The sequence below is a fragment of the Phenylobacterium sp. genome (assembly GCF_031181185.1).
Taxonomy (GTDB): Bacteria; Pseudomonadota; Alphaproteobacteria; order Caulobacterales; family Caulobacteraceae; genus Phenylobacterium.
This window is the reverse complement of sequence record NZ_JAPSKZ010000023.1, coordinates 20466-31854: the sequence shown is the minus strand read 5'-3', so window position 1 is coordinate 31854 and position 11389 is coordinate 20466. Positions and strand designations below refer to the sequence as shown.

Below are 11389 nucleotides of genomic sequence, written 5' to 3'. Positions count from 1 at the left end.
TCGCCTCCACGACGGAACGGAGCGACGGCGGCAGGTTCTTCCAGACCTTCGTCCGGACGCCGCGGATGTCGAGCTCCTCCGTCTCCAGGGGCGAACCCGGCTGGGTCAGCAGGGCATGGGCCTGGGCAATCGACATTGCGGGCCAGCCGGGCGGCAGGGCGGGGTCGGACATGCGGCGTTTCTCCTAGCGCGCGCGGGTCCCAGCGCCCGCACGTCACCGTGAGTGAACAACCATAACCTAGCGCCGGTGGCAAACCGGCGCCGGCGTTACGCCACCGCCCCGAGGCGGGCGAGCGCCCCCTCTAGCTTCGCCTTGGCGGTCTCCGCCTCGGCCAGCCGTTCGCGGTTCTCCTCGACCACCTCTTCGGGCGCCCGAGAGACGAAGTCGGGGTTCGACAGCTTCTTGGCCGCGCGCTCGATGTCGGAGGCCAGGTTCGCCACCTCCTTCGACAGGCGCGCCCGCTCGGCGGCCAAGTCGATGAACTCCGCGACCGGCAGGGCCAGGGTGGCGCCATCGACGACGTAGGGGATGGCGCCTTCGGGCGCGGCGTCGACGAAACGGACCTCGGCCACGCGCAGTAGCTGGGCGATCAGAGGCGCGCTGGCCTCGATCACGCGACGCTGGGCCTCGCTGGCCTCGACCACCAGCAGCGGCGGCCGGGCGGCCGGCGGCACGTTCAGCTCGGAACGGACAGAGCGGCCTTCCGAGATCGCCTCGATGATCAGGTCGATCTCGGCGTCGGCGGCCGGATCGATCAGGCTGTAGGGCAGCTCCGGCCAGCGGGCGGTCATCAGGAAGTCGCGGTGTCCGCGCGGCGCGCCGAGGTCGGCGGTCTGGCCCCACAGCTCCTCGGTGATGAACGGCATGACTGGGTGCAGCAGCGTCAGGATCACGTCCAGCACCCAGGCCGCAGTCGCCTGAGTCTCGGCCTTGGCGGCGGCGTCTTCGCCGTTCAGCAGCGGCTTGGCGAGTTCGACGTACCAGTCGCAGAAGCGGTTCCAGATGAAGCGATAGAGCGCATTCGCGGCCTCGTCGAAGCCGCAGTCGGCCAGCGCCTCGGTTACCGCCTTGGCCGTCCGGGTCGTCTCGCCGACGATCCAGCGGTTCAGCGGCGCCTTCACCTGAGCGGGATCGAAGCCTTCGGCCCGGGCGCAGCCGTTCATCTGGCAGAAGCGCGTGGCGTTCCACAGCTTGGTGCCGAAATTCCGATAGCCTTCAATGCGCTGGCGGGACAGCTTGATATCACGAGCCTGGCCCGACATGGCCGTCAGGGTGAAGCGCAGGGCGTCGGCCCCGAAGTCGTCGACCAGCTCCAGGGGGTCCATGACGTTCCCCTTGGACTTCGACATCTTGGCCCCAGTGGCGTCGCGGACCAGCGCGTTGATGAAGACTCGCTTGAACGGGACTTCATCCATGAACTGGATGCCCTGCATCATCATCCGGGCGACCCAGAAGAAGATGATGTCGAAGCCCGTGACCAGGGTGTGGGTCGGATAGAACCGGCGCAGGTCTTCGGTCTTCTCCGGCCAGCCCAGCGTGGAGAACGGCCAAAGCGCGGACGAGAACCAGGTGTCGAGGACGTCCTCGTCCTGCGTCAGCTCGACGTCGTGGCCATAGTGCTCGCGCGCCTGGCGGCGGGCCTCCTCTTCCGTCTCTTGGACGAAGACCTCCCCGTCCGGTCCGAACCAGGCGGGGATTCGGTGGCCCCACCACAGCTGGCGCGAGACGCACCACGGCTGGATGTTCCTCATCCACTCGAAGTAGGTCTTCTCCCACGCCTTGGGCACGAAGACCGTGGCGCCGTCCTCCACAGCCTTGATGGCCGGTTTGGCCAGAACGTCGGCGGCCACGTACCACTGGTCAGTCAGGTAAGGCTCGACCACGACGCCCGAACGGTCGCCGTGCGGCACCACGTGGCGGGTCTTCTCGATGCCGCGCAGCAGGCCCAGCGCCTCGAACTCGGCGACCACCTTCTCGCGCGCTTTGAACCGGTCGAGGCCACGGTACTCGAGCGGTACGTTGTCGTTCAGCCGCGCGAAGTCGTCGAAGATGTTGATCATCGGCAGGTTGTGGCGCTTGCCGACGGCGAAATCGTTGAAGTCGTGGGCCGGGGTGATCTTCACCGCGCCCGAACCCTTCTCGGGGTCCGGATACTCGTCGGCGATGATCGGGATGGGCCGATTGACGATCGGCAGGCGCACGGCCTTGCCAATCAGTTGCGTGTAGCGCTCGTCCCTCGGGTGCACGGCGACCGCGGTGTCGCCCAGCATGGTCTCAGGCCGTGTCGTGGCGACGACGATCTCACCCGAGCCATCCTCGAGCGGATAGGCGAAGTGCCAGTAATGGCCGTCGACCTCGCGCTGTTCGACCTCGAGGTCCGAGATGGCGGTCTGGAAGTGCGGATCCCAGTTCACCAGCCGCTTGTCGCGATAGATCAGGTTCTGCTTGTAGAGGGTGACGAACACCTTGCGGACGGCGGCCGACAGGCCCTCGTCCAGCGTGAAGCGCTCGCGACTCCAGTCGCAGCTCGCGCCCAGCCGGCGGAGCTGATTGACGATGGTTCCGCCGGACTTGGCTTTCCACTCCCACACCTTGGCCACGAACTCGTCCCGGCCCAGGTCGCGGCGGCTCTGGTTGCCCTCCTGCGCCAGCTGCCGCTCGACGACCATCTGGGTGGCGATCCCGGCGTGGTCGGTGCCGGGCAGCCAAAGGGCCGCCTTGCCGCGCATCCGTTCGAACCGGATCAGCACGTCCTGCAGTGTGTTGTTGAGCGCATGCCCGATGTGCAGCGACCCGGTCACGTTCGGCGGCGGGATGACGATGCTGAACGGCTCGGCCTTGGGGTCGTCCGTGGGAGCAAAGGCCCCCGAGGCCTCCCAGGCGGCGTAGAGGCGCGGTTCGACGGTCTTGGGATCGAAGGTTTTTTCAAGCATGGCGATATGAGGCAAAGCGCGCTCCGGATGGAGCGCGCCGCCGGCGTCTTACAGGGAATGGAGCGGAACGCGAAGCGGCTGGCGCGGTCGCCCGCGCTATGACCGCTAGCCTACTCGACCGCGGGCGATGCGGGCGACCTCGGCCTCGACGGCCTCCTGCACGATGCGCGGCAGGTTGTCGTCCAGCCATTGCTGCAGCAGCGGGGTCAGCAGTTCGCGGACCACGTCCTCGAGCGTGCGACCTTCCCTCGGCATCGCGATCACGGCGGAGAGTTGGCCGAACGCCGAAGCCGCGGCGGTGGCCGCACGTTCGCTGACGAGCGTGGAGGCCCCGGCGGCGACCGGCGCGGCCGCGGCGACGGGTGGCGGCTCGGGCGGAGCGCTGGGCGTGAGGACGTCCAGGTCGCCGAGCGTCTCGACTTTCTGGGTCAGCTCCAGGGCGTCGTCGTCCTCCTCCACGGCCGGAGCCGCCGGCGGCTCGGGTTCGGGTGGCGGCGGAGCAACTTCGGCCACGGGCGCCGCGGGTTCGGGCGCGGGCGCGGCGTCAGGTTCTACCGCAGCCGACGGAGCGGGCTCGGCCGGCGCCTCGTCCTCGGAGATGATCCGGCGGATGGAGGCGAGGATTTCCTCCATCGTGGGTTCCTGGGACGTCTGTTCGGACATGGACCTGCCGCCGCAAAGGGGAATCTTCAAACGTCGAGCCTAAGCGCCCGCCGCCGATCCTGCAATTTCCGCTCGCGGAGCGGCCGCAACTTCCCCGGAGCGGGAAAGCGCCGTCAGCGCGGCGGCGTCGCCCGGGTGACGGCAGGGGGCGGCTGCAGGCCGGGCGGGATCGGAGCCTCGACGGGCTTGGAGTCCGGCGTCGGCGCCGGCCACGGCGTCAGCACGCGGTCGACAATGCCGATCGGCTCTTCCCACGGCACCCAGCCCCAGGTGAGGCGCAGCTTGCGGAAGTTCTTCACCGGGTCGTAGCGCGGCACGGTCGGCGTCAGGTTCTTGGCCTCGAGGCGGCCCATGCCGGACAGCACGGTGGCGGCGGCAACGTACTCGTCGCGGCGGGCGGTCACCTGGTTGAGTTCCGCCTGGCGCAGTTCCTGCTCGGCGTTCAGGACGTCGATGGTGGTGCGCAGGCCCACCTGCTGCTCCTGGCGGGTGCCTTCGGCGGCGATGCGCGCCGCGCGGACCTGCTCGTCGCTGGAGGCGATGTTCGCGCGCGCCGCGATCAACTGGCTCCAGGCCGAGGTGATGTTCTGCAGCACGCCGCGACGCACGATCTCGGTGGTCAGCCGGTCGGTGTTGTTTCGCTCCACCGCCTGGCGGATCCGCGACGACACGAGGCCGCCGGAGAACAGCGGAACGGTGACGTTCACGCCCGCGGTGAAGACACGATCGTAGAGGTCGCGCTCGTAAGGCTCGTCGGGCGCGCTGTTGAAGCGCAGCGTGCTCTGGGCGGACACGTTCGGCATCCGCTCGGCGCGAGCCCCGGCCACGCGGGCTCGGCTGGCCTGCTCGGTGAACTGTTGGGCGCGGAGCTGCGGGTTGTTCTGCTCGGCGATGCTGAACGCCTGGTCCGGGTCGGACGGCAGGAGGTAAGCGAGCGACGGCTCGGGCTCGAGTTGGCCGGGGTTGCGCCCAACCACCTGGGCGTAGGTCGCCCGGGTGATCGCCAGCTGGGCCTGGGTCTGCTGGAACAGCGCCTGGGCCTGGGCGAGACGCGCCTGCGACTGAGCCACGTCGGTGCGGGTCACCTCGCCCACGTCGAAACGGGCCTGCGATTCCTGCAGCTGCCGGCTCAGCACATTGACGTTCTCCTGGCGGATCGCCAGTGCGGCCTCGTCACGGCGAACGTCGGCATAGGCCTGGATCACCTGACCGAGGATCTGGGCTTCGATCCGGCGCAGGTTCTCGCGGCCAGCCAAGATCTCGGCCTGGGCGGCGGAGACCTGCGCGGCGACGCGGCCGCCGGTCCACAAGGGCTGCGAGAAGGTCACGCCCGCGCTCGCGCTGCGGCCATTCACGATCGTGGGGTTCGGTCGACCTAGAAAGTCGAAGCCTGCCGCATCCTGAGGCGTGCGGCTCTCCTGCCAGGCCGCCTGGCCGCTAAGGCTCAACGTCGGACGCCAGCCGGTCCGGGCCTGGACGTAGTTCTCGTCGAGCGCCCGCTGCGTGGCGCGCTGCGCCTGCAGCGTCGGGTTGTTCTCGTAGGCCATCGCGATGGCGTCGGCCAAGGTTTCGGCGCTAGCCGGCCCGACAAGGGCGCCGCCCAGACCCACGCTGAAGATCGCGGCCAGAAGCCGGCCGCGGACAGTCATCGACATTCGTAATCCCCGATCGCGAGAGACGTCGTGCCCTATATGCTGTGCTGTGGCGTCAGGACCAAGTGGCGTCACCTTAAGCTTTTTTCACGCCCTCGTTGCTGAGGCGTTTCAAAGCATCGTCAGAAGGCGAAACCGTGTTGCGCTTCGAAGCCCGCGAGGACGGGCGGCGTGGCGTCGAACAGCTCGCGCCGGCCCACCCCGTCCGCGGCGCGGACGTACAGGCACGCCTTGCCCACCGGGCCATCCCGCTCGATGACCGCCAGGCGGCCGTTCATGGCCAGGGCCTGCAGCCAAGCCTCGGGCGCACGAGCGACCGCGCCTTCGCAGATGATCACGTCGAACTCGCCCGCGGGCGGCTGCTTCAGGTCGTCGTCCAGCCGGGCGACCGCGACGTCCAGCGTCTCGATCCCGGCGCCCGCATCGGGCGCGGCGATGGCCAGCGCCCTTTCGCCGGGCATCGGACGAGCCGCCTGCAGCAGCTTGGCCACGTCGCGCGGCTTCAGCAGGAAACGGCCGGGGGCGTACTCCACCTCAACGTCGGCGTAGGCCAGATAGGCCTTGCCTTCCGGCACGAAGCGCTCGCGCGGCAGCTCCCGCATGGCGTCATGCAGGCGCACGTCGGTGACGTCCTGCGTGCGCACCTGGCTTTCCACCATGTTCAGGCGGGCAGCGGCGAAGTCGGCCATCGAATCCCTCGGGTACGCGCAGACAGTGATCTCTTGAGCCGCGGCTTATAGGCCGGCCCCTGCGAAACGCAATTGCGGCGCCTCACGGACGTTGCTCCGGCCGAGACCTTCTGGTAGCCCTCGCGCCCTCCACAGGACCCCGCAGGGTCCCCGGCGGCCTGATGGCGGAGTGGTGACGCAGCGGACTGCAAATCCGCGAACCCGGGTTCGATTCCCGGTCAGGCCTCCAAAACTTCCCTCCGCAACCCTACCGAAGCCCGCCTCCCGCGCCTAGACGGCCGGCAGGAATGAGCGCTCCTGAGCCAGCGGGTCGCGGGGCGCTTCCGTCGCGGACGTCGCAACCTCGCCGCTGACGGCCTTCTCCAGCGGCAGCTCAACGTGGAAGGTCGCGCCTTCGCCCGGCGAAGAGTCGAACCAGATCCGGCCGCCGTGCCGCTCCACGATCTGCTTGCAGATGGCTAGGCCGAGCCCCGTGCCGCCCTTCTGCCGGCGGTCCGAGGCGTCGGCCTGGGCGAACTTGCCGAAGATCCGGCTCCGGAATTCGGCCGGGATGCCGGGCCCGGAGTCCCGCACCGAAATCCGCGCCCGCCCGCCCTCGAGCGCCACCGCCACCTCCACCGCCTGGTCGCGCGGCGAGAACTTGGCGGCGTTCGAGAGCAGGTTGGTGATCACCTGCGTCAGCCTGTCGGCGTCGCCGCGGATGATCGCGTGCCCCTCGGGCGTCAGCAGCTGGAAGCGGACCCCGAGCTCGACCGCAAGGCCGCCCATCGCCTCCACCGCCCGAGTGGCGAGTTCGCCGAGGTCAACGGGCGCGAAGGCGAACTTCATCGCCCCGGACTGCATCTTTTCGATGTCGAGGATGTCGTTGATCAGGCGCACCAGCCTGCGGCTGTTGTTCTCGGCGATCGAGATAAGGCGCTTCGCCTTGTCGGGCATCTCGCCCGCCGCGCCGCCGGTCAGCAGGCCCAGCGAACCCGCGATCGAGGTCAGCGGGGTGCGCAGCTCATGGCTGACGGTCGAGATGAACTCGTCCTTCGACCGTTCGACCCGCTTGCGTTCGGTGCTATCGCGCAGGATGGCCACGAAGTGGATGCCGCGGGCTTCCGACAGCTCACCGAAGTTCGCGTCCACCTGCAGGATCGACCCGTCACGGCGCACGAGCTCCAACTCGAACGGCGTGCCCGGCTCGTGCCGGCGCACACGCTCCAGCAATTCGGACAGGTTGGCCGGCCTGCCCGGCCCAGGGTTCAAACGCCCGCTCAGCAGCTTGCCGACCAGTTCGCCGGGCGGATAGCCCAGCATCAGTTCGCCGGCGCGATTGATGCTCTCGATCCGCCCGCCGCAATCGACGGTCAGGATCATGTCGCTGGCGGCGTCGAAGATGGCGTGCCGTCGTGCAGTCTCGGCCTGGGCCCGTTGCATGTTGGCGTGCGCGGCGGCCTCGGCGTCCTTCAGGGCGGTGACGTCGTGCGTCAAGCCGGCGATGCGGAACACCTTTCCCTGTGCGTCGCGCACCGGGAAGGCCTTGTTCGAAATCCAGCGCATCGTGCCATCGCTGCGACGCAGCCGATATTCGATCCGGAAGCCATCGGTCCCGCGGCGAACGGTGTCGCGCACCCGCTGACGATCATCCTCGTGGATCGCTTCGGTCCAGACCCGCGGATTCTTGTAGATCGCCTCAAGATCGGAGCCGGTCAGCTTGCTATAGCCCGGGCTCATATAGACGAACTCGCCCGTACGGCCGTCGACGATCCAGAACGTGTCGTCGATAGCGTTGGCCAGTTGGTCGAACCGCTGCTGGGTCTCGAACAGCTTCTCTTCCTGACGCGTGCGCTCGATGGCGATGGCGATCAGGTCGCGCATCTGGGCCATCGCAGCGAGGTCGGCCCGGCTCTCGCGGAGCAGCTTGGCGTGATAGACGCCGAGCGCCGCCAGCAGCCGCCCCTCGCTGTCCGCCACCAGCGTCCACCAGCAGGTCCGGAGTTGATGCTCACGCACCATGTCCTGGTAGTCGGCCCACATAGGATGGTTCTCGGGATAGGCCACGAGCACCGCGCCCTCGCGGGCGTCGTCCCAGCCCTCGGTCGTGGTCGGGTCCACCTGCACCCGGTAGAGCGAACTCGCCTCCGGCTGCGCCAGCCACGGCGCCGCCGCGAGACGGAGCACACCGTCGCCCTCTTCGGGCAGGTAGATGCAGGCCCGCCCGCCGGCCGTCACCTCGCCCATCGCCTCGGCCGCGATGCGCAGGAGGTCCTCGAGCGGCGCATTCGCGGCGATCGCGCCCATTACCCGCGCCTCGCACTCGCGCAGACGGGCCGCGCGGGTCGCCCGGGCCTCGGCCTTGCGGCTCGCCGTGACGTCGCTGATCACGGCGACGATGAACGGCTCCGGGCCCGTCGGCGTCTCGATCTGGACGATCTGCTTGCGGGTGATCAGGTAGCGGACGACGTCGGCCTCGTGGAGCGCCTCCTCGGTTTCCACCATCTCGCCCGTGGCGAAGACCTGATCGTCGATCGCCCAGTAGTGGGCCGCATCTTCCGGCCCATAGAAGTCGGCATCCGAGCGACCGAGGAGTTCCGCGGGCTCGAGCCCCATCATCGCGGTCAGCGCCCGATTCACGAGAACGAGGCGATGCTGCCGGTCCTTGACATACACCGGCGCCGGAATGGCGTCGTACACGGCCTGGACCGCGGCCGGCGTGGCGAAGGCGTTCGTGAGAGACATAGGGGTCCTCGGTTCGAGCGTTCGCGCGGCGATCCGCACCCGAACGGGCCGCACAGCGAACACCGATCGACGTACACCTTCTTCGAAGCCTTGGGCGCCACCATAGGCTGCGACTGCGACGGCCCGCCGCGCGACCTATCCGCCCGATTTCCCGCTATACGCGAGATTCGCCAGGGCGGCCTCCAGGATCGGGCGCTGCCCCTTGTGCATCTTTGACCGGGCGGTGGTGGCGTCGAACCAGCCGGCGCGGTCCACTTCTGGGAAAGCTTGGCGGCGACCGGACCGGGGCGGCCACTCGATCTCGAAGACGTTGCTGCGGATCTGGCTCACGTCCAGGTCAGCCTTGACCAGCCAGGCGTGGACCACCTTGCCGCTCGAGACCCGGACTGGCGGGAGTTCGACAGGCTCGCCCGAGATCGGCGTCCCCAGCTCCTCCTCGAACTCGCGGCAGGCGGCGGCCCAGCCGTCTTCGTCCAGCTCGACCAGGCCCTTGGGGATGGACCAGGCCGCCTCGTCCTTGCCTGCCCAGTAGGGTCCCCCGGGATGGACCAGCAGGAACTCCGGGCCGTCGGCGCCGGAGCGCCACGCGAGCACTCCGGCGCTGACCTGCGGCATCAATCCATCAGCCGCTGCATCAGGTAGGTGTATTCGAGCGCCTGACGCATGGCGCGCTCGTTGAGGTTGGCGGCCGCGGCGTGACCGCCGTCGATGTTCTCGTAGTAGAGATAGTCGTAGCCGTACTCTTTCAGGCGCGCAGCGGCCTTGCGGGCGTGAGCCGGGTGCACGCGGTCGTCTTTGGTCGAGGTCTCCAGGAACACCTTCGGGTACTTCTGGCCGGGCTTCAGGTTCTGGTACGGCGAATAGCTCATCAGCATCGCCCGCTCTTCCGGGACCGCCGGATCGCCGTATTCGCCGACCCACGAGGCGCCGGCGCCGATGTGGGTGTAGCCGATCATGTCGAACAGCGGCACCTGGATGACCACGGCGTTGTAGAGCTCGGGCCGCTTGGTCAGCGCCACGCCCATGAGCAGGCCGCCGTTGGAGCCGCCCATGATGCCGAGCCGGCGGGGGCTGGTGATCTTGCGCGCGATCAGGTCCTCGGACACGGCGAAGAAGTCGTCATAGACCCGCATGCGGTTCAGCTTCAGGCCGGCGTTGTGCCAGCGCGGGCCGAACTCGCCGCCGCCGCGGATGTTGGCGACCACATAGACGCCGCCCTTCTCCAGCCACAGCTTCCCGACGGTCGAGGCGTAGGCGGGCGTCTGGCTGACCAGGAAACCGCCGTAGGCGTAGAGCAGCGTCGGGTTCGAGCCGTCCAGCTTCAGGTCCTTCTTCGAGACGACGAAGTACGGGACCTTCGTGCCGTCCTTGGACGTGGCCCAGAACTGCTCGACCTTCATGTTCGCGGCGTCGAACCGCGCGGGCATGGTGCGCAGCCGCTCCGGCGCCCCGGCCGAGGCGTCAGCCAGCCACTGGCTCGACGGCGTCAGGAAGCTGGTGACGTTCAGGATCAGCCGGTCGTCGGCGTCCGACGCCGAGCTGATGCCGATGGTGGAGTCCTTCGGCAGGTCCAGCCTGCTCTGGGTCCAGCCCCCACCGGCGCGGCGGAAGCTGATCACCTGCCCTTTCACGTTGTCGTACAGCGCCACGACCAAGCGGTTGCGCGTGGTCGCCACCTGTTCGATCGACTGGCTCTGCGTCGGCCGCAGCACCAGCGCGCCCTTGAGGTCCGCCGGGCTCGCCTTCACGGCGGTCAGGTCGAAGTCGACGAGGTCACCTTCCTTGAAGCCCTTCGCGGCCCAGTCCTGCTCCAGGCTGACCAGCAGCCGGCCGTCGACATAGCCCTGGACCGTCGCCTTGGTCGGCAGGTCCAGCTTCGTGGTCCCGGTGGCCGTGACGAGGTGGTGCTCGGCGTTGAAGGTGTCGAGCGGGCGGTACATCACCACCGCCTGCACCTTGCCGTCGCTATCGCGCAGCACGATCGGGGAGACGCCGTAGCCGCCGTCCTGCTTCGTGCCGCGGAAGATCTCCTGGGCGGCGCTCATTGGCTGCCCGCGCTTCAGGGTCTTGGCGATGAACGGATAACCCGAAGTCGTGACGTCGCCCTTCTGCCATTCGGCGACGACGATCAGGGTGTCCTTGTCCAGCCAGTCAAACCGGTGCTTGCCCTCGGGCAGCCGGAAGCCGCCGTCGACGAACTTGCCGGTCTGGGTGTCGAACTCACGGACCTCGACCGCGTCCTTGCCACCGTTGGACAGCGAGACCAGGCAGTAGCGGTCGTCGGGCGGCAGGCAGTCAGCGCCCTTCCACACCCAGTTGGCGTTCTCGGCCTCGGACAGCGCGTCCAGGTCGAGGAGCGTGCGCCACTCGGGCTTGCCGGCGCGATAGCTCTCCACGCTGGTCGTGCGCCAGATGCCGCGGACATGCTCGGCGTCCTGCCAGTAGTCGCGCAGGGCCCCCTCGCCGGCGAAGTAGACGTTCGGGATGCGGTCCTTGGCGGTCGCGATCTTCAGCGCGTCGGCGTACAGGCCCGCATAGCGCGGGTCGTTCTGCAGCTGGGGCAGCGAGCGGGCGTTCTCGGCCTTCGCCCACTCCAGAGCGCGGGCGCCTTCGATCTCTTCCATCCAGACGTAGGGGTCGTTGTCGGCGGGCGCGGCCCCCATCAGGAAAACTCCGGCGAAAAGCGTGGCGAGCAGACGCAACTTCATGTGGCAGGTCCCCAACTTG

7 protein-coding genes and 1 tRNA gene are annotated in these 11389 nt (G+C 68.7%); 1 reads left to right on the top strand and 7 read right to left on the bottom strand.

The window, feature by feature from the left end:
* Window positions 1–267: 267 nt before the first annotated feature.
* From RIF93_RS04640 to RIF93_RS04625, 4 genes are all read right to left on the bottom strand, one after another.
* Complete coding sequence (locus RIF93_RS04640) at window positions 268–2934, bottom strand: valine--tRNA ligase (RefSeq protein ID WP_309088912.1); 2667 nt, start codon at window positions 2932–2934, stop codon at window positions 268–270.
* Between the two features lie 105 nt (window positions 2935–3039).
* Window positions 3040–3597: a DUF2497 domain-containing protein gene (locus RIF93_RS04635; RefSeq protein ID WP_309088910.1), complete on the bottom strand. Its 558-nt coding sequence runs from the start codon at window positions 3595–3597 to the stop codon at window positions 3040–3042.
* Between the two features lie 113 nt (window positions 3598–3710).
* The gene (locus tag RIF93_RS04630; protein ID WP_309088908.1) at window positions 3711–5252 is read right to left on the bottom strand and encodes a TolC family outer membrane protein; all 1542 of its coding nucleotides are present in this window, start codon (window positions 5250–5252) and stop codon (window positions 3711–3713) included.
* Between the two features lie 119 nt (window positions 5253–5371).
* On the bottom strand, window positions 5372–5938 hold the full coding sequence (locus tag RIF93_RS04625; RefSeq protein ID WP_309088906.1) for a protein-L-isoaspartate O-methyltransferase: 567 nt from the start codon (window positions 5936–5938) through the stop codon (window positions 5372–5374).
* A 155-nt stretch (window positions 5939–6093) separates the two neighbouring features.
* On the opposite strand from RIF93_RS04625, the gene RIF93_RS04620 reads away from it, so the two are divergent.
* Window positions 6094–6167, top strand: a tRNA-Cys gene (locus RIF93_RS04620).
* A 41-nt stretch (window positions 6168–6208) separates the two neighbouring features.
* On the opposite strand, the gene RIF93_RS04615 is transcribed toward RIF93_RS04620, so the two are convergent.
* The 3 genes from RIF93_RS04615 to RIF93_RS04605 form a co-directional block, all read right to left on the bottom strand.
* Window positions 6209–8662, bottom strand: coding sequence for a PAS domain S-box protein (locus tag RIF93_RS04615; protein ID WP_309088904.1), 2454 nt, complete (start codon window positions 8660–8662; stop codon window positions 6209–6211).
* Window positions 8663–8797: 135 nt separating this feature from the next.
* Window positions 8798–9277 (bottom strand): NUDIX domain-containing protein, encoded by a 480-nt coding sequence (locus RIF93_RS04610; protein ID WP_309088902.1) that lies wholly within the window; start codon window positions 9275–9277, stop codon window positions 8798–8800.
* Complete coding sequence (locus RIF93_RS04605) at window positions 9277–11370, bottom strand: prolyl oligopeptidase family serine peptidase (RefSeq protein ID WP_309088900.1); 2094 nt, start codon at window positions 11368–11370, stop codon at window positions 9277–9279. Before RIF93_RS04605 ends, RIF93_RS04610 begins: the two co-directional genes overlap by 1 nt.
* Window positions 11371–11389: the final 19 nt, after the last annotated feature.